The organism is Streptomyces sp. NPDC033178 (genome assembly GCF_055577685.1).
Map to the genome: position 1 here is coordinate 529,615 of NZ_JBVIPT010000001.1, position 25,431 is coordinate 555,045.

The 25,431-nt window shown below is 71.0% G+C and carries 24 protein-coding genes; 16 read left to right on the plus strand and 8 right to left on the minus strand.

Annotated features, from left to right (window positions below):
- The first annotated feature begins 1 nt into the window (after position 1).
- The gene (locus ACZ5VQ_RS02630; RefSeq protein WP_469103316.1) at positions 2–3,796 is read left to right on the plus strand and encodes a vWA domain-containing protein; all 3,795 of its coding nucleotides are present in this window, start codon (positions 2–4) and stop codon (positions 3,794–3,796) included.
- Entirely contained in the window at positions 3,793–5,622 is a 1,830-nt protein-coding gene (locus ACZ5VQ_RS02635) for a hypothetical protein (RefSeq protein WP_469103317.1), read from the plus strand. The genes ACZ5VQ_RS02630 and ACZ5VQ_RS02635 overlap by 4 nt, the downstream gene beginning before the upstream one ends.
- Before the next feature lie 55 nt (positions 5,623–5,677).
- Here ACZ5VQ_RS02635 and ACZ5VQ_RS02640 read toward each other — a convergent pair whose 3' ends face one another.
- The 3 genes from ACZ5VQ_RS02640 to ACZ5VQ_RS02650 form a co-directional block, all read right to left on the minus strand.
- Positions 5,678–6,892, minus strand: a complete 1,215-nt coding sequence (locus tag ACZ5VQ_RS02640; protein WP_469103318.1) for a cysteine desulfurase-like protein — start codon at positions 6,890–6,892, stop codon at positions 5,678–5,680.
- A gap of 141 nt (positions 6,893–7,033) precedes the next feature.
- Entirely contained in the window at positions 7,034–8,494 is a 1,461-nt protein-coding gene (locus tag ACZ5VQ_RS02645; protein ID WP_469103319.1) for an alpha/beta hydrolase family protein, read from the minus strand.
- 150 nt (positions 8,495–8,644) lie between these two features.
- On the minus strand, positions 8,645–9,622 hold the full coding sequence (locus ACZ5VQ_RS02650) for a hypothetical protein (RefSeq protein ID WP_469103320.1): 978 nt from the start codon (positions 9,620–9,622) through the stop codon (positions 8,645–8,647).
- Positions 9,623–9,744: 122 nt separating this feature from the next.
- Here ACZ5VQ_RS02650 and ACZ5VQ_RS02655 point away from each other — a divergent pair, with 122 nt between their 5' ends.
- The 7 genes from ACZ5VQ_RS02655 to ACZ5VQ_RS02685 all read left to right on the plus strand — a co-directional run bounded on the left by ACZ5VQ_RS02655 (position 9,745) and on the right by ACZ5VQ_RS02685 (position 16,971).
- Positions 9,745–10,242, plus strand: coding sequence for a DUF2975 domain-containing protein (locus ACZ5VQ_RS02655; RefSeq protein ID WP_469103321.1), 498 nt, complete (start codon positions 9,745–9,747; stop codon positions 10,240–10,242).
- On the plus strand, positions 10,242–10,466 hold the full coding sequence (locus ACZ5VQ_RS02660) for a helix-turn-helix domain-containing protein (RefSeq protein ID WP_143641626.1): 225 nt from the start codon (positions 10,242–10,244) through the stop codon (positions 10,464–10,466). Before ACZ5VQ_RS02655 ends, ACZ5VQ_RS02660 begins: the two co-directional genes overlap by 1 nt.
- Positions 10,467–10,654: 188 nt before the next feature.
- Entirely contained in the window at positions 10,655–11,107 is a 453-nt protein-coding gene (locus tag ACZ5VQ_RS02665) for a hypothetical protein (protein WP_469103322.1), read from the plus strand.
- Positions 11,108–11,170: 63 nt separating this feature from the next.
- A complete protein-coding gene (secD, locus tag ACZ5VQ_RS02670; protein ID WP_469103323.1) occupies positions 11,171–13,456 on the plus strand; it encodes a protein translocase subunit SecD in 2,286 nt (761 codons plus the stop codon).
- Positions 13,457–13,627: 171 nt separating this feature from the next.
- Positions 13,628–14,905 (plus strand): saccharopine dehydrogenase family protein, encoded by a 1,278-nt coding sequence (locus ACZ5VQ_RS02675; RefSeq protein ID WP_469103324.1) that lies wholly within the window; start codon positions 13,628–13,630, stop codon positions 14,903–14,905.
- A gap of 154 nt (positions 14,906–15,059) precedes the next feature.
- Positions 15,060–16,553 carry an APC family permease gene (locus tag ACZ5VQ_RS02680; protein ID WP_469103325.1) on the plus strand — a complete coding sequence of 498 codons (1,494 nt, stop codon included), beginning with the start codon at positions 15,060–15,062 and terminating at the stop codon, positions 16,551–16,553.
- 1 nt (position 16,554) lies between these two features.
- Positions 16,555–16,971: a universal stress protein gene (locus tag ACZ5VQ_RS02685; RefSeq protein ID WP_362070834.1), complete on the plus strand. Its 417-nt coding sequence runs from the start codon at positions 16,555–16,557 to the stop codon at positions 16,969–16,971.
- 12 nt (positions 16,972–16,983) lie between these two features.
- Here ACZ5VQ_RS02685 and ACZ5VQ_RS02690 read toward each other — a convergent pair whose 3' ends face one another.
- Positions 16,984–17,481, minus strand: coding sequence for an SRPBCC family protein (locus ACZ5VQ_RS02690; RefSeq protein WP_469103326.1), 498 nt, complete (start codon positions 17,479–17,481; stop codon positions 16,984–16,986).
- A complete protein-coding gene (locus ACZ5VQ_RS02695; RefSeq protein ID WP_469103327.1) occupies positions 17,450–17,899 on the minus strand; it encodes an ArsR/SmtB family transcription factor in 450 nt (149 codons plus the stop codon). The genes ACZ5VQ_RS02690 and ACZ5VQ_RS02695 overlap by 32 nt, the downstream gene beginning before the upstream one ends.
- Before the next feature lie 169 nt (positions 17,900–18,068).
- On the opposite strand from ACZ5VQ_RS02695, the gene ACZ5VQ_RS02700 reads away from it, so the two are divergent.
- Positions 18,069–18,689, plus strand: coding sequence for a hypothetical protein (locus ACZ5VQ_RS02700; protein ID WP_469103566.1), 621 nt, complete (start codon positions 18,069–18,071; stop codon positions 18,687–18,689).
- Positions 18,690–18,714: 25 nt separating this feature from the next.
- On the opposite strand, the gene ACZ5VQ_RS02705 is transcribed toward ACZ5VQ_RS02700, so the two are convergent.
- Together ACZ5VQ_RS02705 and ACZ5VQ_RS02710 are read right to left on the minus strand one after the other, a co-directional pair.
- The gene (locus ACZ5VQ_RS02705) at positions 18,715–19,215 is read right to left on the minus strand and encodes a cysteine dioxygenase (RefSeq protein ID WP_469103328.1); all 501 of its coding nucleotides are present in this window, start codon (positions 19,213–19,215) and stop codon (positions 18,715–18,717) included.
- A gap of 41 nt (positions 19,216–19,256) precedes the next feature.
- Entirely contained in the window at positions 19,257–20,147 is an 891-nt protein-coding gene (locus ACZ5VQ_RS02710) for an amidohydrolase family protein (RefSeq protein ID WP_469103329.1), read from the minus strand.
- Positions 20,148–20,382: 235 nt separating this feature from the next.
- Here ACZ5VQ_RS02710 and ACZ5VQ_RS02715 point away from each other — a divergent pair, with 235 nt between their 5' ends.
- Positions 20,383–21,387, plus strand: coding sequence for a LacI family DNA-binding transcriptional regulator (locus ACZ5VQ_RS02715; RefSeq protein WP_469103330.1), 1,005 nt, complete (start codon positions 20,383–20,385; stop codon positions 21,385–21,387).
- 13 nt (positions 21,388–21,400) lie between these two features.
- Positions 21,401–21,562, plus strand: a complete 162-nt coding sequence (locus ACZ5VQ_RS02720; RefSeq protein WP_469103331.1) for a hypothetical protein — start codon at positions 21,401–21,403, stop codon at positions 21,560–21,562.
- 190 nt (positions 21,563–21,752) lie between these two features.
- On the opposite strand, the gene ACZ5VQ_RS02725 is transcribed toward ACZ5VQ_RS02720, so the two are convergent.
- Positions 21,753–22,313, minus strand: a complete 561-nt coding sequence (locus ACZ5VQ_RS02725) for a TetR/AcrR family transcriptional regulator (protein ID WP_362070844.1) — start codon at positions 22,311–22,313, stop codon at positions 21,753–21,755.
- A gap of 95 nt (positions 22,314–22,408) precedes the next feature.
- On the opposite strand from ACZ5VQ_RS02725, the gene ACZ5VQ_RS02730 reads away from it, so the two are divergent.
- From ACZ5VQ_RS02730 to ACZ5VQ_RS02745, 4 genes are all read left to right on the plus strand, one after another.
- On the plus strand, positions 22,409–23,149 hold the full coding sequence (locus ACZ5VQ_RS02730) for an SDR family oxidoreductase (RefSeq protein ID WP_469103332.1): 741 nt from the start codon (positions 22,409–22,411) through the stop codon (positions 23,147–23,149).
- 482 nt (positions 23,150–23,631) lie between these two features.
- Positions 23,632–24,645 carry an RNA polymerase subunit sigma-70 gene (locus ACZ5VQ_RS02735; protein ID WP_469103333.1) on the plus strand — a complete coding sequence of 338 codons (1,014 nt, stop codon included), beginning with the start codon at positions 23,632–23,634 and terminating at the stop codon, positions 24,643–24,645.
- Positions 24,646–24,650: 5 nt separating this feature from the next.
- Positions 24,651–24,944, plus strand: a complete 294-nt coding sequence (locus tag ACZ5VQ_RS02740; RefSeq protein WP_469103334.1) for a hypothetical protein — start codon at positions 24,651–24,653, stop codon at positions 24,942–24,944.
- A gap of 5 nt (positions 24,945–24,949) precedes the next feature.
- Complete coding sequence (locus ACZ5VQ_RS02745; protein WP_469103567.1) at positions 24,950–25,396, plus strand: DUF6069 family protein; 447 nt, start codon at positions 24,950–24,952, stop codon at positions 25,394–25,396.
- Positions 25,397–25,431: the final 35 nt, after the last annotated feature.

A 25,431-nucleotide genomic window follows, 5' to 3' on the forward strand; every position in this document is an offset into this window, starting at 1 on the left:
CGTGCCTCTCTCCCCCGACGAAGCCGTCACGGCCCTCACCGACCCGGCGGCGCCCTACCTCATCGGCGTACGGCACCACGCGCCCTCCCTGGCCGCGGCCGTGCCCGCGCTGCTGGACGCGGAGAAGCCGGACGTGCTGCTCGTCGAACTCCCCGACGAGATGCAGGAATGGCTGCCCTGGCTCGGTCACGAGGAGACGCGGGCCCCGGTCGCCCTCGCCGCCGCTCCCCGCGACGGGGGCGGCGGCCGGGGCCCGGCCTTCTATCCGTTCGCCGACTTCTCGCCCGAACTCGCCGCCGTGCGCTGGGCCGCGCGGCACGACGTGCCGGTCGTCGCCTGCGACCTGCCGCTCGCCGACCGGGCGTGGAGCACCGAACGGCACGCCCCCGCATGCCCGGACGACGGCACGGACGGGTCCTCCGCGCCGGAGCCGCCCGGCCCGACCACCGATCCGGCCTCTGCACAGGCGCCCGGCAGCCCCGCCCCTCCAGCAACCGCACAGACAGCCGAGGGCCCCGCCCCCTCACCGGACACCGGCGGCACACCGGACGCTCCCGGTCCCGTCGGCGTCCGCGAGACGTCCCGCCGAGTCGGCCTCGCCACCGCGCTACGGGCCCGGCTCACGGGCCGTACCGGTGACGACCTGTGGGACCGACTTGTCGAGGCCGCCGCCCCGGGCTCGCCTCCCGAAGCACTGCGGCGCGCCGCCCTCCTGACGGGCTGGGCTCTGCGCGAGGACGCGGCCGCGTCGGGAGGAGGCGTGCCCGAGCTGGATCTGCGGCGCGAGGAGTGGATGCGCGCCCAACTGGCCGCCGCCACCGCGAACGGCGAACGCGCCGCCGTGGTCGTCGGCGCCTTCCACGCCCCGGCGTTGACGTCACCGGGCACACCGGCCGAACCCCGGTCGCCCGCCCCCGTCGGCCCGGACGCCGAGGCCCCGGCATGGACGACGTCGTTCATCCCCTACACCTACGCGCTCCTCGACGAGCGGTCCGGCTACCCGGCGGGCATCCGGGACCCGGAATGGCAGCACCTGGTCCTGGGCGCGGCAGGCGACCCGGCCGCGTTGGAAGACGCCCTGACACGCGCCGCCGTACAGATCTGCGCCCAACTACGCACTCTCGGCCACCCGTCGGGACCCGCCGACGCCCGGGAGATCTGCCGCCTCGCGGGCGACCTCGCCCGGCTGCGTGGACTCCCCGCGGCCGGCCGGGGCGAGCTGGTCGAAGCCGTGCAGACCGTACTCACACAGGGCGAGCCGTACGGGCGCGGCCGGGCCGTCGCACAGGCGATGGAGCGCGTGCTCGTGGGAACGCGCGGCGGCCGCCCGGCACCGGGAGCACCCCGCAGCGGACTCGCCCCGGCGGTGGAGGCGGAACTGGCGGCGTTGGGGCTGCCCGGGCCCGACAGTCACGGCACCGACGCCAAGCGGGATCTGCGCATCGACCCACTGCGTTCCGACCTGGACCGCCGCCGCGAGCTCCTGCTGCAGCGCCTGACCGTGTGCGGCGTGCCGTACGGAGACCCCAAGGAGGTCGTCGGCGCCGGCGGTTCCGAGGCGCTGACCTCCCGTTGGGAGGTGCGCTGGACGCCCGCCACCGCGGCCATGCTGACCGCGGCCGGTGTCCGAGGAGTCACCCCGGCGCAGGCGGCCGAGGGATTGTTGCGCGAACGTCGGCGCGCCGAGCGGGACGAGGGCGGGCCCACGGCCGCGCAGACCCTGCACGGCCTTCGGCAGGCGGCGGAGTGCGGCCTGCCCGCCCTCACGGACGAACGCCTCGCCGACGTCCGCGACGTACTGCCGCAGTCCGCCACGCTGCCGGAACTCCTCGCCGGTCTGGCCCTGTTGGACCGACTGCGGGCAGGTCATGTCGCGGGCCTCGTCACCGACGAGGAACGTGACGCGGAACGTACGGACACGGTGGGCGCGGTCGCCGAGCTGCTGACCGCCGCGGCGGTGCGGCAGGTGGACGGTCTCACGGGTTCCGAGGACCGGGGCGACGCGCGCGCGCTGCTCGAACTCGCCCATCGCGCGGACCTCTTGGGTGGCATACGCCTCGCCGACGCACTCGCCCGGCTGGCCGCCGACGGCTCCCCGCTGATGCGCGGCGCCGCCGGAGCCGTACGCGTTCTCCTCGGTCACGAGGATCCGCATGTTCTGGGCGATCGCATCGCCTCGTGGGTCGACTCGGCCAACACTCCGGAAGCCCGGACCGCCCTCACCGACCGGCTCATCGGGGTGCTGACCGCCGCGGGCCCGCTCCTGGAGGCGGCGGCTCCCGCCCTGGAACCGCTGCTCAGCCGCGTCATCGAGATGCCCGACCGGCAGTTCCTCGACCGGCTCCCCGCGCTCCGGGGAGGCTTCGACACCCTCAGTCCGGCGGCACGCGACCGGCTCCTCGACACCGTCGAAGAGCGCCTCGCCACCACGCATCTGGCCGACACCGGCGGCGTCGACCCCGCCGCACTCGCGACCTGGACCCGCGCGGACCTCGCGGCCCGCGCCGCCCTGCGCACGCTAGGGCTACTGCCTCCAGCCAGGGCGGACGACCTCGTTCCGGCGTCCGGAAACCCCGAAGCGGGCGAGGCCACCGAAGCCCTCGGAGTCCACGGGGCCGGAGCCGAAACAACTGAAGCAACCGAAGCATCCGAGCGAGTTGCTGAGCACTCCCCCGAGGATCACGTCCTCACGTCCGCCGACCGCTGGCGGCTCGTACTCGGCCGTCGTACGGATCAACTGCCGCGCTCGGCCTCGGCGTTCGCTACCGCGCTGGACGAGTTGTACGGCAGCGGACGCGGCGAGGGCAGCAGGGGCGACCTGACCGGACCCGGCCGACGCGGCGGGGGCGGCCGGGAGGCCTCGTACCCAGGAGTGCGCGAGTGGTCCGAGGAACTGGCCGCCCTGTTCGGACCGGGCATCCGGGAAGAGGTGCTGGCGGCGGCCGCAGCGTCGGGCCGCAAGGACGTGATCGCCGAGCTCAACCCGGACGTCGTGCGGCCCTCCGTCGACCTGCTGCGCACCGTGCTCCAGCACGCGGGAGGACTGCCCGAGGCGCAACTGGCCGCTCTGCGCCCGCTGGTCCGGCGCCTGGTCGAGGCGCTGACCCGGGAACTGGCCACGCGGCTGCGTCCCGCGCTGCACGGCGCGGTCCTGCCGCGACCCAGCCGACGGCCGGGCGGCGGCCTCGATCTGCCCCGCACGCTGCGCGCCAACCTCGCGACGGCGCGCCGTGGCCCGGACGGCACCGTCCAGGTGATTCCGGAGCACCCCGTCTTCCGTTCGCGCGCCAAACGCGCCGCGGACTGGCGGCTGATCCTGGTCACCGACGTGTCGGGGTCCATGGAGGCGTCGACGGTCTGGGCGGCCCTCACGGCTTCCGTCCTGGCCGGGGTTCCGACCCTGTCCACGCATTTCCTGGCCTTCTCCACGGAGGTCATCGACCTCACCGGCCATGTCGACGACCCGCTGTCGCTGCTGCTGGAGGTCAGCGTGGGCGGCGGCACCCACATCGCCGCCGGGCTGCGCCACGCCCGCGAACTCGTCACGGTGCCGTCCCGCACCCTCGTCGTGGTCATCAGCGACTTCGAGGAGGGCTACCCCCTCGGTGGTCTGCTCGCCGAAGTCCGCAGTCTCGTCGGGGCGGGCTGCCACGTACTCGGCTGTGCGAGCCTGGACGATTCCGGCCGCCCCCGGTACTCGACCGGCGTCGCGGGACAACTCGTCGCCGCGGGCATGCCCGTCGCCGCCCTCAGCCCACTCGAACTCGCCCGCTGGGTAGGGGAGAAAGTCTCTTGAGCCTCGACCTGCCTCCGGTCGCCCCGGCCGTGACCGTCGAACTCGTCCAGGGGCTCACGCCCCGGCTCCGCAAGCGGCTGGACGCCGGCGTCACCAAGCTGGCGGAGCGGCCGTCCGTCCGCGACGGCGACACCGTACGCATCGCCGTCGACGACGACACCCATCTGGAACTGCACGCCCCCGGCGGCACCGTGACCAGCACGGAAGCGATCCGCTGCGGCTGCCTGCTGGCACCGGACTGCCTGCACCGCGCGGCCGCGGCCTCGGCGGCACCGATCGCCAATTCCGACTCGGAGCCCGAGACCGAGTCGCAGTCGCGGTCACACTCACAGTCGATACCGGACGCCGTAGCCGTAACGGTCAGTCAGGACGCCCCTGCCTCCGCGAATACGGCGATCTCGGCGGACCCGCCGAGCACCCAGTCCGCGTCGCCCACGGAGCCCGAGACCCCCACCCCCGAACAGCGTGCCGCCGCGCAGGCCATGTACGGTGCCGCGGCCGCCGTACTCGAAGCCGGTACGGACGGGGCGGGCGCCGTGCTGCAGGCGGAGTTGCTGCGCGCCGCTCACACCGCACGGATCAGCGGTCTGCCCCGGATCGCGGCCTCGGCGGTCTCCGTGGTCACGCAACTGCGCGCCGCCCGCGGCGCCGAACCGGCGTACCGCCTCACCGAGTTGACCGCCGCGCTCCGCGACGTGCTCGGAACAGCCCATCGCCTTCCGGGCTCCACCGGCCCCGAACTCGCCGCCCTGCGCGGCACCGCACGGCAGCCGTACACGCCGGACGGATCCCTGCGGCTGTACGGGCTCTTCTCCGAGCCGGTCCTCACGGCGACCGGCTACGCGGGAGCGGTCACCTGGACGGCAGACGCCGAGGGCCGTCTCCATACGGTCTCGGATGTCGTCCCGGGAGGGCCCGGCCGGGCGGTGGGTGCGGCCGACCGGGCCGTACGCATCGGGGACACGGCTCTCACCCACCGTGAACTGTCGCGGGCCGGGCTCGCCGTCTCCGGTGCGACCGTCTCCCCGACGGGCCGACTGGGTGCGGGCGCGGGCGTACGGGCGGTGCGCGCGTCCGGCGCCGCCTGGCGCGAGGGCCCTCTCGCCGACCTGTGGGCACTGCCCGTCGCCGACCAGGTGTCACGTGCCCTGACCGGCGGGGACGGCCTGCTGTTCCTCGACGTGACCCTCACCGGTACGGTCCGCGAGGCAGCTGGAGCCTGCCTGCTCGCCGACTGCGACGGACTGACGCTCCGTCTCGCCGCCGCCCATGACCACCCAGCGCTGCCCTACCGCGAGAACCTGCGTCTCCTCGCGGCCGCCCCGGGCACCCGACTGCGGGTCGTCGCCCGACTCGACCCGTCCCCTCTGCCCCGGGCGCTGCTCCTCGCCGCGGATCACCCGTCTGCTCCCGGGGTCCATGTCGACCTGGGTCTCGACCGCCTCCAGCACGCGGATCTGCCCGCCCCGGCGATGGCGCCCGCCGGATCGCCACCCACCCCGGACGAGGCGCCGCTGCATCTTCTGCGCCGCCGTGTCCATCAGGCGGCCTCGGCGGGCCGCCGTGTGCTCGCCTTCCCCGGAGACAGCGCCACCGACAGCCGGCGCCTGGGCCGCTACGGTTTCGCCTGCGCCGGAGACCTCCTCGACGAACTCCATTCGGCCGCGGCGGACCGGTCCCGCGACGTCTTCGGCCGTCTCGTCCCCGCCGACATCAACCGGTTCGCCCACGCCTGGCTCGCGGCGGCCCACTACACCGAGGAGGTCGACCGATCACTGTGCGCCGCGGCGTGGGGAGCGGATCCGGCGTTGCCGCCCTCCCCTTGAACGAGTCGGGGCCTCCCCCTTGAACACGTCGATTGAACACGTTTCGATGGTTCCCTCAGAGCATCAGGAACTCGGACAGGCCTTCCAGGAGCCGTTCGATGTCCTCAGTGTTGTTGTAGGGGGCCAGACCGATCCGGAGGCCACCGGTGTCGCCGAGGCCGAGTCGACGGGAGGCCTCGATCGCGTAGAAGGACCCAGATGGCGCGTGCACGCCACGCTCCGCGAGGTACCGGTAGGCCTCCACCGACGCCGCCGACGAGCGACCCTCGAACGTGAGCAACAGGGTGGGCGTGCGGTCGACCGCCCTGGAGTGGACCTGGACACCTCGGAGCGAGGACAGCCCCTTGTCGAGCTGTGTACGCAGGGCCTGTTCGTGTGCTTCGAGTGCCGTGAACGCCGTGGCAAGGCGCTGTCGCCGTGTCCCTGTGGCATCCGTGTCGAGGCCGGCGAGGAAATCGACCGCGGCTTCCGTGCCCGCGAGGAACTCGTAGGGCAGGGTGCCCAGTTCGAAGCGCTCCGGTACCGCGTCGGTGGAGGGCAGGAGCTTGTCCGGCCGCAACGTCTCCAGCAACTCCGGCCGGGCGGCGAGCACTCCGTGGTGGGGACCGAGGAACTTGTACGGGGAACAGACGAAGAAGTCCGCGCCGAGCCGCTCCAGGTCGACCAGCGTGTGGGCGGTGTGGTGGACGCCGTCGACATACGTCAGAGCTCCGGCATCGCGCGCCAGGCCCGAGATCTCGGCGATCGGGGGACGCGTTCCGATCAGGTTGGAGGCGGCGGTCACGGCGACCAGCCGGGTACGCGGGGACAGAACGGCACGGACGTCGGCGGCGGTCAGTTCTCCGGTGGCGGGATCGAAGTCGGCCCAGCGCACGGTGGCACCGGCCTGGGCAGCGGCCTGAACCCATGGGCGGATGTTGGCGTCGTGGTCGAGACGGGTGACGACCACCTCGTCCCCGGGCGACCACGTCTTGGCGAGAGTGCGGGAGAAGTCGTAGGTGAGCTGGGTGGCGCTACGGCCGAAGACGATCCCTGCCGGGTGTGCTCGCAACAGGTCGGCCAGGGCCTGACGGGCCTTGGTGACGATGCTCTCGGCGTTCCGCTCCCCCGGTGTCCCCTGCCCCCGATTCGACAGAGGCTGCGCCAACGCGTCGGCGATGGCCCGGATGACGGGCTGCGGGGTCTGGGTGCCACCGGGGCCGTCGAAGTGCGCGGTTCCTGCGCTCAGCGCCGGGAACCGGGAGCGGAGGGCGGCGATGTCGTACGTCACGAGAGCTCCTGTGGGTGCCGTGCCGGGGCAGTTCCTGGACGAGAGTACGCACCTCGTCCAGGGCTGCCCTCACAGAGATCTCGTCCAGGGCCGCCTCATGGAGATGAGGCCCTCCTGAGCCGATCAGCCGTGCTTCCGGAGTCACCGTGACGGGCGGAGCATCCTCGGCGGTGTGAAGTTGGTGTACGCAGGATCCAACGGCAGGTCCGCACCGGTCCCGAGGTCCAGCACCTTCTGGTACGCCGGGCCCATCGCGCTCACCGAGGCGTTCAGCCGTGTCGGTGTGGTGCTCGGCCACTTCCCGTCGTCGATCCGGTCGAGCAACGTCCGCAGCATGACCAGTTCGTCGGCGGAGCTGAACGAGCAGTGCCCACCGCGGTCCACCCAGAGCTGGCGCAGCGAGGCGGAGTTGCCATGGCGGCGGATCTGATCGGCGTACCACCGCTCCTGGTCGGTCACCGCGCCGCCGTCGCCGGTCGAGTGCAGGGTGACGACGGGCGCCGGCGTCGTACCGCGGACGATGCCGTGGCGGTACTGGTACGCCACCGCCTTCGCGTCGGGCCGGATCCGCGGCGCCTTCGCCAGGCGCTTCAGGTCGGCCGCCAAGTCCCCTCCGGGTGCGGCGGCGTACGCGTCGCGCACCAGGTCCTGCCGGCTCGACCGGGCGAGCAGCCGGCCGTAGTCGATGCCGGTGTTCCAGGACGGGTTGCCGCCTGCGCGGGCCTCCAGCTCGGTCCGGCCGACCGGGCCGATTCCAAAGCTGTACGCCCATTTCGTCCACAGCGCCTGGGCGGCGACCAGTTCCTCGGTCGTCCTCGGCCGCGGCTCGTGCGCCGCGTACCACCCGGGGATGTTCGCCACGGCGCCGGCGAGGGCCAACCGCGCCCGCCCCTCGGGCGTTTCGAGGGCACGGTCGATCGCGGCGGCCAACGCGTCCCGGCTGGCCGCCGCGTCCTCGCCAGCCCGGACCAACTCGATGTCCTCGCCGGGCGCGAGGAGGGTCCTGACCACGAACGTGATGTCGAGACCGGAGTTCCACGTCGCGTGCGTGTCGTACTCCGCGCACATCGCGGCCACCCCGTCGAAGCGCTTCGGATGCCGCTCGGCGAGCAGCGCCGCGATCAGGCCGCCCTGCGACATGCCGCTGGACACGGTCCGCCGTGGCTCGCCCACGTGCTCCTCGAACCAGTCGAGCAGCGCGACCTGGTCGGTCACCCCGTCCTGGACCCCGTAGCCGACGCCGTCGTTCTTGAACTTCGACGCTGCCACCGCGTAACCGTGCTCGATCAGCCACTGCTCGGTCTCGACCCGGTTCGCCACCTGGACGCCCTCCGGCACCCATTCGGCCAGGAAGTACCCGTGGCTGTAGAGCACCAGCGTCCCGTTCCAGCGGGCGGGCAACTCGACGCGGTACTCCGCCCCGTCGATCTCACCGGTGAACGTCTTCCGCCCGTCCACATGTGCCGACGCCTCCACCGACGCACCGGCGGGCGGCCCTGCGACCACCAGACCGGCCACCAACCCCGCCAGAGCCGCACCCACCAGTCCCACCCGGGCCGTGCGCCGACGCCACCGGCCCGCCCTGCTCGTCCGTCCACTCACTCTCGTCTCCCGTCGTCGTTCCCAGGCGTACTCAAGGGCAGACTGCACAACGGGCGCGTTCTCATCGGCGCCGAACGACCCGCCTTGGGCACCAGCGGCCGTACGCTCAGCCATTCGCTCACCACGGGAAGTGCCTGCGTCCGCCGAGAATCACTGAGCTGTGGGCAGATGCCGAGCGAAGGCGTGGACGACCCGGGCAGCCAGTTCGGCGCCCAACGGCAGTTGGAGGTCGGCTCCCCCGACCCGGACTCGCAGGAACTGGCCGTCCGCGCGTATCTGCTCGATCCTCGCGCGGGGAATGCAGTGGGTGTCCACGCCGTGGCGGCCACCGGCCCCCTCGGCGTGCACGGGGTCGGCGAGGACGACGAGCTCGCGGGACGTGAGCACGACGGCGGCGTACGCGGCTTCGGCCCACCGGGGCACGGGCAGGGCACCCGCGACCGCGGCGACCGTGTCGCCGTCGTCCAGGCACGCCGCACCTGAGGCGAGCAGTCGTCGCCATTTGTACGGCAGCCCGGCGTTCGGCTCGGGAACGGCGGGCAGTTCCAGTTCGGTGCCGGCTACACGGCGACGCAGGGACAGCAGCAAAGGGCGCAGTTCGTGGTCGGCGACGGCGTTGTAGTGGATGTTCAGCCGCGCATCGGTGGCAAGGATCGTCAGCCGGGCGTACAGCAGTATGTGCGCGGTCTCGATGGCGGCCACCTGCTCCGGACGGAGGGCCACCCGCACTCCGGGGAGGGCGGGAGCACCGACCCACATCGCCACGCCGCCGGGTCCGAACCCGAGCACACTGGCAGGCGTCAGAATCTGCCGGCGGCCGCCCGCGAGGCGGCCGGGCCGGGCCTGGGCAGGAACGACGAACAGGTCGTCGACCCCTCTGATCCCAACGGCCTGACGAAGTGCCGCGAGCGCGTCGCCGGGCACGTCCTCGGCTCGGCGCGGACGATAGGGGAACCCGCGGATCCCGGTGAGTACCTGGACGCGCACGGCCTGCTCGTCGACCTCCTCCTCCCACGGTTCGAGCAGATCGAGCATCGGACGTACGGCAGGACGCCGCCGCCGGAGGGAGCGCCGTGTCAAGGCGAGACCGGCCAGGCCCGCCGTCCGCCACCCAGGTCCTCTCGACACGGCGCACCTCCCCGGTGAGTTCCCGTCCCAATCCGACGCGAGAGATCGGCTTCGAACTGCAACGTCGTCAGATCCGGACGAGATCGATTGCTTTTCGATCGAAACCAATCGATAATCGATACATGCATCGTCTCTTCATAGCCGCACTCCGGGCCGGCATCGCCGCAGCGATCCTGGTTGGCCTCTTCGGCCAGATCGTAGTCATTCCGACGACGGCGGCGGACGAGGTCGACCGTTTCCCTCCCTACGCCCCGTTCGCCACGCCCTACGTGACGATGGCGATCATCGGCGTCGCCTGTGTCCAGGTCGCCCTCGTCGCGGTGTGGATGCTGCTCGCCATGGTCCGACGCGGCGCGATCTTCTCACCGCTGGCCTTCCGGTGGGTCGACATCGTCATCGGTTCCTCCGTCGTGGCGACGCTGCTGGCGGCCGGCGTCGCCGGACATCTCTTCGTGGCCGACATTCCGTCTCCCGACGACGGCATGGAGGAACTGAGCGCCCTGGGCGCCGCGATCACGAGCGTCGCCGTGGGAGCGGCGTTCGCGATGCTCACCGTCATCATGCGAAGCCTCCTGCGCAAGGCGACGGATCTGCAGACCGAGATCGCCGCGGTCGTCTGATGGCGATCATCGTCGACCTCGACGTCCAGCTCGCCAGACACAACCTGTCGGTCGGGGAGTTCGCCGCCGCCGTCGGCATCACGCCCGCCAACATCGCCGTACTGAAGAACGGCCGCGCGAAGGCGGTGCGGTTCACGACCCTCGACGCGATCTGCCGCACACTCGACTGCCAGCCCGGAGACGTACTGCGCTGGGTTCCCGACGATGACACGAACGACGGCTGAAGAGATCCCGGACGGATTCGCCATCCGTACCGGTCCCGGCGAACCTTATGCGTTCTTCATCCGTTGTCCTCAAGGGCCGCCACCCGTGGCGGCCCTGTTCCTGACCGAGCCCAGCGGTTCCACCGTCCGTCGGGAGGAAGCTCGGCCGGAAGCCGCTCAGGCAAAGACAGTTGAGGAGGGGGTAGCGCATGGCAGAGCAATCCCGTGCGTCCTCCACCTCCGACAGCCGCAATCTCACGCCCGTCACCGGCGCGATTCTGTCAGCGCTCTTCGCTCTCCTCGGCGTACTCGGCCTCCAGGGCACCCCCGCCGCGGCGGCGCCGGTTGCAGCCGCCCTGCACCAGGTCTTGACACCGGCCGCGGAGATCCCCCCGGCGACCAGCGTCGCCACCACGGCCGACACCCGTAGCGACGCCGCCGGCAAGTGCACCAGCTCCTGCGGCCAGCAGCCCCGCGTAGGCAGGGCCACGCCGGGCGAGTGGCACACCGTGTCTCCGGGCGGGGTGTCCGTCCCGCCCGGCCTGGTGCTCCCCCTGCCGGAGTTCGGGCCGCAACTGCCGCTCTCCCAGGGCACCTTCACGCCTCCACAGCATTCCGAGCGTCACAGCGGGCGGGGCCCGCCGCCTTCCAACGGCATCTGACGTCACCCAGTCGATCCCCACCGCACCCTTCTCACGGCTGCGGTATGCCTGTTGGAGGCACCCTTGACACGCGCCATCCGCGTGCGGGCGTTCTTCGCCCTTGCCGTTCTCGCCCTGTCGCTCTACGTCACCCTGACCGTGCCGGTCCGCCTCGGACTCGATCTGCGCGGCGGCACTCAAATAGTCCTGGAAACCCGCGCTTCACCCACCGCCAAGGCCAACTCGGAGGCCACCGACCGCACTTTGGAGGTACTGCGCCACCGCATCGACGCGCTCGGCGTCGCCGAACCCACCATCGCCCGTTCCGGAGACAACCGGATCATCGTCGAACTGCCCGGCATCCAGGACCCGCGTGAGGCCGCCGATGTCCTCGGCCGTACCGCCCAACTCGCCTTCCATCCCGTCCTCGGTACCGCGGACGGAGGCGAAGCCTCACAACAGCCGATGCCCGAGCAGTCGGCCCAACGCGTCCTCCCCGATGAATCAGGCCGACCCGTGCGCCTGGGCCCGTCGGCGCTCACCGGCGCGGACGTCGACAGCGCCGAGGCGCGTATCGACCAGCAGAGCGGGGTCGGCTGGTACGTCGGCGTCGACTTCAAGGGAGCGGGTGGCGACGCCTGGGCCCGCCTGACGGGCGAGGCGGCGTGCCGTCCCGCAGGCGATCCCGCCCGCCGCGTCGCCATCGTCCTGGACGACAAGGTCATCTCCTCCCCGCAGGTCAACTCCTCCGTCGCCTGCCGTACGGGCATCGCCGGCGGATCCACCCAGATCACCGGCTCCTTCAGCCGGGAGGAGGCCCGTGAACTGGGCCTGCTCATCAACGGCGGAGCCCTGCCGGTGCCGGTCGAGACCGTCGAACAGCGCACCGTCGGCCCGACCCTGGGCGCAACCGCCATCGAGGCCAGTGCCCGGGCCGCCGTCATCGGCACCGCGCTGACCTCACTGTTCATCATCGCCGTCTACCGGCTCCTCGGTGCCCTGGCCGCCGTGGCCCTGGCCTGCTACGGAGTCATCTCCTACGCGGCACTCGTCGCGCTCGGCGCCACCCTCACCCTCCCTGGGCTCGCCGGGTTCGTCCTGGCCATCGGCATGGCCGTCGACGCCAATGTGCTCGTCTTCGAACGGGCCCGCGAGGAATACGCCGCCCGCCAGGGCAAGGGCCTGCGCGCCGCCCTCACCGCCGGATTCCGCAACGCGTTCAGCGCCATCGCCGACTCGAACATCACCACGCTCATCGCCGCGGGCCTGCTCTTCTTCCTCGCCTCCGGACCCGTCCGCGGCTTCGGCGTCACCCTGGGCATCGGCGTTCTCGCCTCCATGCTCAGCGCCCTGGTCATCACGCGCGTCCTGGCCGACTACGCGGTCGCCCGGCGATCCGTACGACGCCGTCCCCGTCTCACCGGCATCGCGGACACCGGGAGGGTCCGCGACTGGCTGGTCCGCCGTAATCCCGACCTGATGCGCCGTCGGCGCACGTGGCTGGCCGCGTCAGCCGTCGCCCTCGTCCTGGCCACCTCGGGCATCGCGCTCCGGGGGCTGAACTTCGGCGTCGAGTTCACCGGCGGACGGCTCATGGAGTACTCCACCTCCGCTCCGGTCGACGCCGACCGCGCCCGGGACGCCCTGGCCGACGCGGGTCTGCCCCGCGCTGTCGTCCAGACCTCCGGCGACGGCGACCTCTCGGTACGCACCGGCCAACTGTCCAACGCCGAGGCGGCGGAGGTGGACGAGACGATCGGCGACCTCGCGGGCCGTGCCGAGAAGATCCGCGACGAGCTCATCGGCCCCAGCCTCGGGGACGAACTGCGCCGAGGAGCTCTCATCGCCCTCGCCTCGGCCCTGGCAGCGCAGCTGCTGTATCTCGCAGTGCGCTTCCGCTGGACCTTCGGCACTTCCGCGGTCGCGGCGATGGCCCATGACGCCCTGATCCTCGTCGGTGTCTTCGCCTGGCTCGGCAAACCGATCGACGGAGTCTTCCTCGCGGCCCTGCTGACCGTCATCGGATACTCCGTCAACGACTCCGTCGTCGTCTTCGACCGGATCAGGGAACTGTCGACCGGCGACCGGAAGACACCTTTCTCGCGCCTCGCCAACACCGCGATCCTGCAAACCCTCCCCCGCACGGTGAACACGGGCATGGGAGCCGTGTTCATCCTCTCCGCCCTCACCCTGCTCGGCGGAGACTCCCTGACCGACTTCGCCCTCGCCCTGCTCATCGGCATCGTCGTGGGCACGTACTCCTCGATGTTCACCGCCGCGCCCCTGGCCATCGAACTCCAGGCCCGCAGCACCCCGCCGCCGCCCACCGCCACGCCCCGTTCAACCCCACGCGGCGCGGCAGCGATCTAGGGACACGGAACGGTGGAAATCCGCTTCTGACCTGGCCATACGAAGTCGATCGAGCATGGCACGACATCTCCGGATCAGTCACCTCTCACCAGGCGGTCCCGCTGATATCGTCCTGGCCCACCGAACAGGCAGGGGCTCCCCTGCGACGGCGGGACGAAGGAGTGCTGCGCCATGCGAGTTCTCTTGGTCGGAGCGGGAGGCGTCAGGACCGCGATCACGAGGATCGCGGCCCGGCGTTCCTTCTACGAGCACATGGTCGTCGCCGACTACGACCCGGCGCGGGCGGAGTCGGCCGTCGCGGCGCTCGGGGAGGACGAGCACAGGTTCACAGCGGTGCGGCTGGACGCCTCGGACACGGCCGGTGTGCGGGCCGCTCTCGCCGAGCACCGCTGTGATGTCCTGCTCAATGCCACCGACCCCCGTTTCGTGCTGCCGCTGTTCGACGCGGCACTCACCCATGGCGCCCACTACCTGGACATGGCGATGTCCCTGTCCCGGCCGCACCCGACCCGCCCCTACGAGGAGTGCGGCGTGAAACTGGGAGACGAGCAGTTCGCGCGGTCCGCCGAGTGGGAGGCGGCGGACCGGCTCGCGCTGGTCGGCATGGGTGTGGAGCCGGGCCTGTCGGACGTCTTCGCCCGCTACGCAGCCGACGTCCTCTTCGACGAGATCGAGGAGATCGGCATCCGCGACGGCGCCAACCTGGTCGTGGACGGCTACGACTTCGCCCCGTCCTTCAGCATCTGGACGACCATCGAGGAATGCCTCAACCCACCGGTCGTCTACGAAGCGGAGCGGGGCTGGTTCACCACACCGCCCTTCAGCGAGCCGGAGGTCTTCGACTTCCCGGAGGGCATCGGTCCGGTGGAGTGCGTCAACGTCGAGCACGAGGAAGTGCTGCTGGTCCCCCGGTGGTTGAAGGCTCGGCGGGTCACGTTCAAGTACGGTCTCGGCGACGAGTTCATCGGCGTCCTCCAGACCCTGCACAAACTGGGCCTGGACCGCACCGATCCGGTCACCGTGAACGGCGGCACCGGCACCGGCACAGGAACGGGCAAGGTCACGGTCTCCCCGCGGGACGTGGTCGCCGCCTGTCTGCCCGACCCGGCCGGCCTCGGGGACCGGATGCACGGCAAGACGTGCGCGGGTACGTGGGTCAGGGGAACCAAGGACGGCCGGCCCCGGGAGGTCTACCTCTACCACGTCGTCGACAACCAGTGGTCGATGCGGGAGTACGGCTCCCAGGCCGTGGTCTGGCAGACCGCGATCAACCCCGTGGCCGCTCTCGAACTCATCGCGTCGGGAGCCTGGCACGGCAGCGGAGTGCTCGGCCCCGAGGCACTGCCACCCCGGCCGTTCCTCGACCTGCTGACGGAGTACGGGTCACCGTGGGGCATGCGCGAGGACACGGCCGTACACGGAGACGGGACCGACGGCTCCGCCCTCTGACTGCCACATACCGCCTACTGCTTACCGGCTACTGCCGCCCAGGCGCTCGCGGACGCCTACCCAGATGACATGCGTATCCAAGAGGCCCTCAATAGCATAAAAAGTTCCACAACGCCCTGTTGTATGGATTCACGCACAACCGGAGCGAGGGAACATGGCCAACGACACTGCGGACGCACCCCCACCTGTCGGGTTGAAGGCCAACGCGATCGGCTTCGTCGACGCGCTCGTCATCGGTCTCAACTCCACCTCCCCGGCGTACTCGCTGGCGGCGGTCATCGGTCCGATCGTGGCGCTGGTGGGCATCTACGCCCCGGGTGTGATGGTCGCGTCGTTCGTGCCGATGCTGTTGATCGCGTCGGCGTTCTACTACCTCAACAAGGTCGACCAGGACTGCGGTACGACCTTCTCGTGGGTCACCCGGGCCATGGGGCCGTGGGCCGGCTGGCTCGGTGGATGGGCCATCGCGATGACCGGCGTTCTGGTCGTCGGATCGCTGGCGGACGTGGCCGTGAGCTTCGCCCTGCTGGCCTTCGGCCTCGACAGCTGGGCCGACAACGACTTCGTACGCCAGTTGCTCGCGGTGCTGCTCATCCTCGTGATGACGGCCGTGTGCGTCGTCGGCACCGAGGTGTCGGCCAAGGTGCAGAACGTCCTCATCCTCGCGCAGGTCGCCTGTCTGCTCGCCTTCGTCGTGGTGGCGCTCTACCGGGTCTACGCGGGCACCGGTTCGTTCGACTCCATCGATCCCTCCTTCACATGGCTGGACCCCTTCGGAGCCGGCGGCGCGTCGCTGACGGGGGCCCTGCTGCTGGGGGTGTTCATCTACTGGGGCTGGGAGTCGGCGGTCAATCTGACCGAGGAGGTCGAGAACTCCGCCACCGCTCCAGGCAAGGCGGGCGTCTGGTCGACGGTCGTGCTGCTGGTGACCTATCTGTCGGTCGGTTTCGCGGTCGTGGCCTACGCCGGCACGACCTTCCTCGCCGAGAACGCCGACGAGGAGGAGTTCATCTTCGCCCTGCTCGCCACCGAGGTGATGGGCGGCTGGGACTGGGTCGTGCTGCTGGCGGTGTCGACGTCCGCGCTGGCGTCGACGCAGACGACGATCATCCCGGCGTCCCGCACGGCGCTGTCCATGGCCCGCCGTCACGCGCTGCCCGAGCACTTCGCACACATCCACCCGCGGTTCCGTACGCCCGACGTCAGCACGTGGTGGGTCGCCGGCATCGCCATCGCCTGGTACCTCGTCGTCAATCAGATCAGCACCAACGCTCTCTTCGACTCGCTCACGGCGCTGTCGTTGCTGATCGCGTTCTACTACGCGCTCACCGGTGTCGCCTGTGCGGTCTACTACCGCCGCCATCTGACCGAGAGCGTGCGCCACTTCGTACTCATCGGTCTGGGCCCGCTGGTCGGTGCCGGACTGCTGGCGTGGCTGCTGGTGGAGTCGGTCTCCGACATGGCCGACCCCGAGAACTCCTACAGCGGTGTCTCGTGGTTCGGGCTGGGTCCCCCGCTCGTCATCGGCATCGGGATCGCCCTCATCGGTGTGGTGCTCATGGTCGTACGGCGACTGATGTCGCCGGTCTTCTGGTCGGAACGCCCCGGTGTGGCCGACGCCGATCTCGTCCACGGCAAGGAGTCCTGAGATGTCGGTTGTCCTCGGATACGACGAGTCGCCGGGCGCGGCACGCGCACTGCGTGTCGCGATCGAGGTGTCCGCCGCGTTCGACGAGCCGCTCGTGCTGGTCTACGGCGCCGCGGCTCCGGGAACCCTCGGCGAGGAGTACGGGGCTCACCACGAAGCCGTCCGCGAGGCCGGACGCGTCGCACTCGACCACGCCGTCAGGGTGGCCGACGAGGCCGACGTACGGACAACCGTCGAAATCATCGACCAGAAGCCGGCCCAGGCGCTGATCGACGCCGCGTCACGGCACGGGGCGAGGTTCATCGTGGTCGGCAGCTGGGGAGAGAGCCCGATGCGCGGGGCGCTACTGGGCTCCACTCCCCACAAGCTGCTGCACCTGTCGAGCGTGCCGGTGCTCTGCGTACCGACCGAACAGTGACTCACCCGGCCATCAGGTTGCGGAGTCGGCCAGCAGGGTGTCGATCTGGCCCATGGCTGCGGTCATGCCCTCGGCCATGCCCATGGACACGAGCTGTTCCATCGCCTCGGCGGTGGGGAACGTGCTCTCGACCGTCATCAGGGTGGCCGACTCGCCGTCCGCCGTGAGCCGCACGCGGACGGTCATGGTCGGCATGTCCGGGTTGGGCTTGCCGGTGTCGTCGGCGAAGCCGTCCTCGAACTCCAGCCGGTGGGGGCTGTCGACGGTCAGGACGCGCCACCACCCGTAGTGCTTGTCGCCTTCGGGCCCGGTCATGAAGTACGTGACCGCGCCACCGGGGCTCAGGTCATGGTCGACGACTGTCGCGGGATAGGTCGGCGGCCCCCACCACCGCTCCAACTGCCGAGGATCCTCCCAGACCTGCCACACCCGCACCGGCAACGCGTCGAACCGCGCGGTGATCGTCAACGCGAGGGCTTCAGGATTCTTCTGAACGTCGATCACGGTCATGAGAGTGCTCCTTGCCGTCTCGGGGGTCGGGGTGGACATCGGCACCGACATCCACCCCGGATTCGGGATCGCGACCTGGATCCGGACCTGGATCGGCAAGGATCGTGCCGATCCGGTCAATCCGTCCACGCCACACATCTGCCAGCTGGTCGAGCAGCCGATGGGCCTCACGCAGGGAGTCCGCGCTGCCGCGAACTCGCTGCTCCCGTCCCTGCCGCTCCTTGGTCACCAGCCCGGCCTGTTCCAGGACCGCCACATGCTTCTGCACGGCCGCGAAACTCATCGGGAACCGCCGGGCGAGGTCCGAGACCGAGTACTCACCGGCCAGGGTGAGAGCCACGATCTCGCGCCGCGTCGCATCGGCCAAGGCATGAAAGATGCGATCGGCTCGCTCGGCGGACTCGGTACGTACAACCATTTGGTTACACGTTAACGGATGCGGCCGACCCGAGCAAGGTCGGGCCGCCACCCCGGCCACTCGCGCCCCCACCAGGGGAGGCCCCGCAGCCGGAGCCGAGGAGCAGTCGCAGCCAGGGGGCTGTTGCGGCCCTCGCATGCCGACGGGAGACACTGGAGGCGTGCTGATCATGGACGCCGTACTCGAGACATACGTGGCCGCCGACTTCGCTCTGTGGCCCCTTGCCGACTCGCCTCCGGATCGGCTCCTGGCCCTGTCGGGCGAGCTGTCCTCACGCGAACTCGGCACTGCCATGGCGGTTCTGACGACCTATAACAAGGGGCAGCGGCAGCGCCGGCCAAGCGCGCCCGAGGACAGTCTGGAACAGGTCGGGCGTCTGTTGGCGAGCGAGTGCATCGTTGCTCCCGGTGGCCTGCGGATCCGGGACACCGCCAGCGGGGTCGCAGTGGTGCCCGGGTGCTGTTTCGGTCTGGAGAACTGGCGGGACTGGCTTGATCTGATGAACGGTGGCGAGCCGTGGCTCGGCCACGATCCCGGGCCGGGCATCGAGCATGCCGGGGCGGTCGCCCGGCTGTGGCCTGACGGGGATCGGCCCGAGGGTCTCCCCATCGAGCTACCTCTGGCTCAACTGCCGGGGCTCCTGGGCTCGGTTCAGGATCGGCTCGTCGGTTTTCTCGGCGCCGTTGAGGTGTGGGCCACGAGCCAAACCCCGTCCATCGCTGCTGCCGTGGTCGCGAGGCTCGACGAAGATCTCGCCATCAGTGCGCCTCTCGATCCGGTTCAGAGCTGAGGCCTGTCGGTCGAGTCGAACCGCCTCAGGCCGCCGGGGTGTCCAGTGGGCGGAGCTCGTCCGCGTACGAGACGGAGATGCGGCGCATCAGGCCGTCCTCGGTGATGTCGTACTGGCCGAGGCGCCACAGCGGTGGCGAGTAGGCGTGGATCGAGACGGCGTCGTCGGTGGCGCCGGTGAGCCGGTGGATGTGCTCGGGGCCGAAGCAGAAGGACTCGCCCGCGCCGACGGTGACGGACAGGTGACTGCCGCCGATGCGCGGGTTGGACTCGTGGAGCGCGCCCTGGACGATGCCGACGGCGCCGGAGGAGATGTCGTGATCGTGCCAGCCGGTGTCGTTCTGCCGGGTCCAGCACAGCAGCCAGACGTCGACGTATTCGTCACGGTACAAGGACGCGTAGTGCCGCTGCTCGTCGGAGAAGGCGACCTGTTCGCGCCAGAGGTCGGGACGGGTGGCGAGGTCGTCGACGAGGGCTTGGAGTTCGCGCTTGTCGAGGGTGCGGTCGGGCAGGGACTCGTACGTCATGAATGGCTCCCTTCGGTTCGGGTCCGCCACGGGGACACGGCTCAGGCGTGGCCGTACAGGAGGCGGGCGGGGTTGGTGGTGCGCAGGGCATGGACGGCGGCGGCCGCGCCGAGGTCGGGGATGACGGGCGGTGCGTACGGGCGGTCGCTGCCGCCGACGACCACGTCGATGCCTACGGCACGAACGACCGCGTCCACGGCGCGACTTCCGTAGGAAGAGGTCTCGTAGAACGCGTCGAAGTCGACCTGGCCCCGCCCGCCGCCGCGGATCGCGAGCCGTTCGCCGTGCAGTGGGGCGAGGCCCGCGAGGGCGGCGAAGCAGACGCGCAGGCGGGGGTGGCGGACGCGGCCGAAGGCGCGGAAGGCGAACCAGGACGCGTGCATCTGGTGCACGTACGGGACCAGGGCGGGCCACCAGGGCGGGGCGTCGGGGGTGGGCCGGACCGCGCCCGGGTGGATGAAGAGGGGTTTGCCGTGGCGGGTGAGGACGTCGAGGAACGGGGCGCACCGGGTCCAGCCGGCCGCGTCGAGGAGGGCTGTGGCGGGCAGTTGGAGGCCCGCGCAGCCGCGCCTCAGTTCGCGTTCGACGGCCTCGGGGTCCGGTGCCGACAGGCAGGGAGAGGCCCAGACGCCGAAGGGGGCCGGGAGTGCCAGGGCGCCGTCGTGGAACGCCGCCAGCAGCGGGGCGGCCTCGGCGGGCGGCAGGTACTCGACGCCGAGGGGGCTGGAGAGGGACACTAGGGCGAGGCCTAGGCCGTCGGCGGCGGCAAGACGCGTACGGGCCGTGATGTCGTGGTCGGCCGGGTCGACCTCGTAGGGCGGTTCGCTGCCCGCGTGCAGGGTCCAGCCGTCGAGGTACGGCGGTGTGGTGCGGGAGCGCAGCAACTCGATGAAGTCGGTTGGCCAGATGTGCTGGTGGACGTCGGTGGGCACGCGGCGGTCCTCGGGCTGGCAAGGATGTTGGTCACAGTAAGGCGGGCGGTCAACTTAGGTTAAGCGTTTCACTTATACGGTTAACTTAAGCGATTAACAAGCGGGCCTGTCAAGCATGCGTCGGCGGGGGCGACGGGCTCGCTCCCAGGGCGGCGCCCGACCACGGTCGGGGCCACGGCGGCGACCGGCGGGCCGTGTGCCCACAATGCGGACGCGTCCCGGTAGGCTTCCGGGCATGGCCAGGCCCAGCAAGCGCACCACCCTCCGGGAGGTGGCCGAGGCCACGGGCCTCTCCACCGCCGCCGTCTCCTACGCCCTGCGCGGCAAACACGTCTCCAAGGAGACCGAGGAACGGGTGCGCCAGGCCGCGGCCGAACTCGGCTACGAGGCCGATCCCATCGCCCGCGCACTGGTCAGCGGCCGAACCAGCATGGTCGGCGTCCTCGCGGGCGACCTCCAGGACCTCTGGCAGCAGCAGCTGATGGCGGCCATCGGCCGGGAGCTGCTGGCCGGTGACCGCTACGCGCTGATTCTCGACGCGGGCGGCGACCCCGACCGTGAACTGGCCCTCGCCAAGCAGCTGCGCGACCAGCGGGTCGACGCGCTGCTGGTCTCTCCTGTGAACCCCTCCGCGAAGGGCTGGGCCACTATCGCGGACTCGCTGCCGGTGGTTGCCGTCGGCGACTCGCTGAGCCGGGCCCGCACGGCCGGCCAGGTCATCTTCGACAACCGGGCCGGGATCGACGCCGTGTTGGAGTATCTGCACGGCCTCGGCCACCGCCGGGTGACCGTGCTGACCCCGACCCGCCCGAGCACTCCGGACCGGCCCGCCGACGTGTATGTCCGCGAGGCGGCCGACCGCCTCGGACTCCAGGCCGAACTGGTCCCCTGCCCGCAGGAGTTGGGCGAAGCGACGGCGGTGGCGCGCGGCGTCCTGAACGGGGCCCGCCCCGCGACGGCCGTGTTCTGTTTCTCGGACTCACTGGCGTACGGGGTGTACGCGGCCGCGGCGGACGCCTCACTGGAGGTGGGCCGGGACGTCTCCGTGGTCGGGTTCGACAACCACCCGGTGTCGCGGGTGCTCACACCACCGCTCACCACCGTGGACTGGGGGCTGACCCAGATCGCGGCGGAGGCGGCACGACTGACGGTCGCGGCGATCGAGGGCAAGCGCGTACGGAAGAAGCGGGTGCTCTGTGCACCGCAGATGAGCGAACGCGGGTCTGCCGTGCGGGTGTGAGAGCCGTGCGGGTGTGAGGCCTGAGACCTCGGCGGTCCAGCGGAACCTGGCCGTCCCGTGGACCCTGACCGTCCAGCGGGCCCTGGCCGTCCGGTGGAAGGGGGACCGACACCGCGGCTCCGCTGCTCCGTCGCCCCGGGTCAGCTCGGCGGTCGTCTCGGTCAAGGCCGCCTGAAGGTCGCGGGCGGATCACCTCCGGGCGACGGAATCCTCGATGGCCGCGACATCGGCGAGCGCCTTGCCGAGCGCACCCTCACCGAGCCTGCCCGGAAACCAGAAGCCGCCTGTCCCGATCCGCGACGCTTGCCCTTTCCCCCACCTTCAGCGATCCGCGACGCTTAGCCTCGCCTCCGCCCTCCCCTCCCTCACCGGCCCGCGTCCCGTCGGCGAAGGCCGTCGAGGATGACGTTCATCAGAGGCCGTGCCGTCGACTTCCATTCGTCCCGGTTCAGTCGGCTGAGGTAGGCGATGAGCAGGAGGACCCCGCGGGCGTCCACGTCCGTGCGGATCGAACCGGCCGCTTTCCCGGCGTCCAGCAGGTGACCGAGGGCGCCTTCGATGGGGTTCTGGCTGTGGGCGACGAGGTCCTGCCACGCGGCCGGCTCCAGCGCTGCCAGGACGCCGTGCTTGATCTCGGCGTAGTCGATGACTCGGTCGAGCCAGTGGCGCAGGGCTTCCACGGGCTCGTGGTCCGCCAGCAGAGCGGAGGAGGCGGTCACAAGTTCCTCGACGTCGCGCCGGTAGACCTCCGCGAGGAGCGCCTCGCGGTTGGGGAAGTTCCGGTAGAGCGTGCCCTGTCCTACACCGGCGCGCTTGGCGATCTCGTTGAGGTGGACGTGGCGGGACTCGGCGAGGGCCGCACGGGCGGCCTCGACGATGCGGGTCCGGTTCCGCTCCGCGTCCGGACGGCGTGCAGGCGTACTCATACGGCTCTCCCGATGTTCCGCCTCTGACAAGTGGACACGTGTCCGGTAGGCTCAGCCATACAGCGGACACGTGTCCACTTTACTTGGAGGCAGTAGTGCCATCTCTTGACGGCAAGATCGTCGCCATCACCGGAGCGAGTGGCGGCATCGGCGAAGCCACGGCCCGGCTGCTCGCCCAGCGCGGCGCCGCGGTCGTCCTCTCGGCGCGCCGCAGCGACCGCATCGACGCGATAGCGCAGGACATCAGGGAGCAGGGCGGTCGCGCTGCCACGTGCGTCGTCGACGTCACCAAGGCCGAGGACCTGCGGCGCCTGGTCTCCACCGCCGTCGACCAGTACGGCCGTATCGACGTGCTGGTGAACAACGCCGGCATCGCCCCGATCAGCCCGCTGGTCGACCTCGACACCGAAGGCTGGTCGGCCATGATCGATGTCAACCTTCGCGGCACGCTCAACGGCATCGCCGCCGCGCTGCCCGCCTTCCGCGAGCAGGGGTCGGGCCACTTGGTGAGCATCGTCTCGGTGGCCGGCCTGTCCGTGTCCCCCTCGATGGCGGTCTACGCCGCGACGAAGAACGCGGTGCGCACCGTCCACGAGGGGCTGCGTACGGAGTCGACCGACGGGGTGATGCGCACGACAGCCATCTCGCCTGGATACATCCGTACCGACCTCGCCGACTCCATGGCGGACCCGCACGTCCGTGAGCAGACGCGCAAGAACATGGACGCGATGGGCATCCCTCCGGCGGCCGTCGCCCGCGCGGTGGCCTTCGCCATCGAGCAGCCCGCCGATGTCGAGATCGGCGAGATCAACGTTCGCCCCACCGTCCAGGCGTGACACTCACCGTCACCGGTCAAGTGGGACCGCCGCCGGCCGCCTGCGCAACGGCGGCACCCTCAACCGTCTGACCGCCGGATTCCAGGTCGGGGTTGCCACCTCCTGGCAATATGTCCGCGAGGCGGTCACCTTTCCCGCCGCGACCGCCAACGACCTGCACAGGCGACGACCAGGATCCGGCTGCCGACCTACGTCATCCTCGACGGCACGCTGATCCCGGTCGACCGCGTGCACGATCAGAGCCGTACTGCTCCGGGAACACCGACAGCACGGGATGAACGCGCAGGTGATCGCGGATGCGGCGCCGGACGCCTGGTCCGGGGTGCCTCGCCTTTTCCGTGCGTAGTCCGTTCAGGCGGGACCGCTACCGGCCGGAGCTGTCGCGCCGGCAGACGGCCGTGCCGACCGCCCCCAGTGATGAGTTTTCGCGTCCGCACCCGTCACACCTACGACGGGACACCACGAGTCGGAAGGATGACGTGATGAATGCGGACACGCGGCTGGAGGAGCTGGGCTTGAACGGGCTGGGCGGGAGCGGGCTGGGCGAGGTCGACGAGTCGGCGTTCTCGGGGCTGGCGGAGCGGCACCGGCGGGAGCTGCACGTGCACTGCTACCGGATGCTCGGGTCGTTCGAGGATGCCGAGGACACCGTGCAGGAGACGTTCCTGCGTGCCTGGCGGCGGCGGGAGACCTTCGAGGGGCGGTCCACGTTCCGGGCCTGGCTGTACGGGATCGCCACCAACGCCTGCCTGGACCTGCTCGCCAAACGCCGTCCGGAGCCCGCGACCGGCGGCGAGGTGCTGTGGCTGCAGCCCTACCCGGACCGGCTGCTCGACGAGCTGCCCGCGGCCGACGCGGACGAGCCGGAGACCGTCGCCGTCGCACGGGAGACGATCGAGCTGGCGTACCTGGTCGCGGTCCAGCACCTCGCGCCGCGCCCGCGGGCCGTGCTGATCCTGCGGGACGTGCTCGGCTGGCCGGCGAAGGACGTCGCGGAGCTCCTCGGAGACTCCGTCAACTCCGTGAACAGCGCGCTGCAGCGGGCCCGTGCCGGCCTGCGGAAGCACCTGCCCGCCGAGCGGCAGGACTGGACCGGCGGCGAACAGGACGCCGGGACACGCGAGTTGGTACGTCGCTTCACCGACGCCAGCGTGGCCACGGACGTCCCGGCGCTCGCCTCGATGCTGCGGGACGACGTCCGCTTCTCGATGCCGCCCACACCGGGCCTCCACGTCGGTCGCGACGCGGTGGTGAACGACTGGGTCGAGGACGGCTTCGAGGGCATGAAGGGCCTGCGCGGCGTCCCCACGTCGGTGAACCGGCAGCCCGCCGTCGCCTTCTACCTCTGGAACGAGCGCGAGGGCGCCTACCTGCCGCTGACGATCGACGTCCTGCGCGTCACCGGCGGGGCGATCACCGAGATGTTCACGTTCCACGACGACCGGTTCCCACAGCTCGGGCTGCCCGAGCGCCTGCCGGCGGACGGTACGGAGTAATCCCGGTGTGGACGCTCGCGCTGCGCGGTGGCGCGCGCGTCGCGGTGGTCGAGGCGGAGTGGTACGACGCGTTCTGCGTTGTCACCCGCGGGCGGGTGCAGCTGGAACTGCGCGACGGCGAGCCCGGGCCGGTCCTCGGACGCGACGCCGGGTTCTGGCTCCGCGGCACCGGCGTCCGCGCCCTGCGGAACCCCGGCCGTCGCACGGCGAGGGTACGCATCGTCACGCCGGGGGCCAGGACCGTCACATGCCGTCAACACCCCGTACGCCAGTTGCCGAATGACGGAGGAACGACGTGAACAGCATGAATGACTCCGGGGTCGTCGCAGGCCCGGCATCGGGCCGGACCAGCCACACCCACCGACTCCGCAGGTTCGTCGGCACCGGCTTCATAGCCACGCTCGCGGCGATGGTGGCCACCACCCTCGCGGCGGCTCTTGCCCAGGCCGTAGGCGTCGACTTCGAGATCCCCGACGGTGGCGAGACGATCCCGTTGTCCGGGTTCGCCGTGGTGACCGGCTTCTTCTCGGTCGTGGGCATCGGCATTGCCGTCGCTCTTCTTCGTTGGAGCGCTCGCCCCGCCACGCGATTCGTGTGGACGGCAGTGTCGCTGACCGCGATCTCATTGGTCCCGCCCCTCCTCTCCGGGGCAAACACCGCCACCACCACCGCCCTCCTAGGGCTGCACCTCGTCCCTGCGGCGATGATGATCCCCACCCTGGCGCGGAGCCTCCGCACCCGGACCGATTGACGATCCCGCAACGGGACAACGCGCAGCGCAAGGGC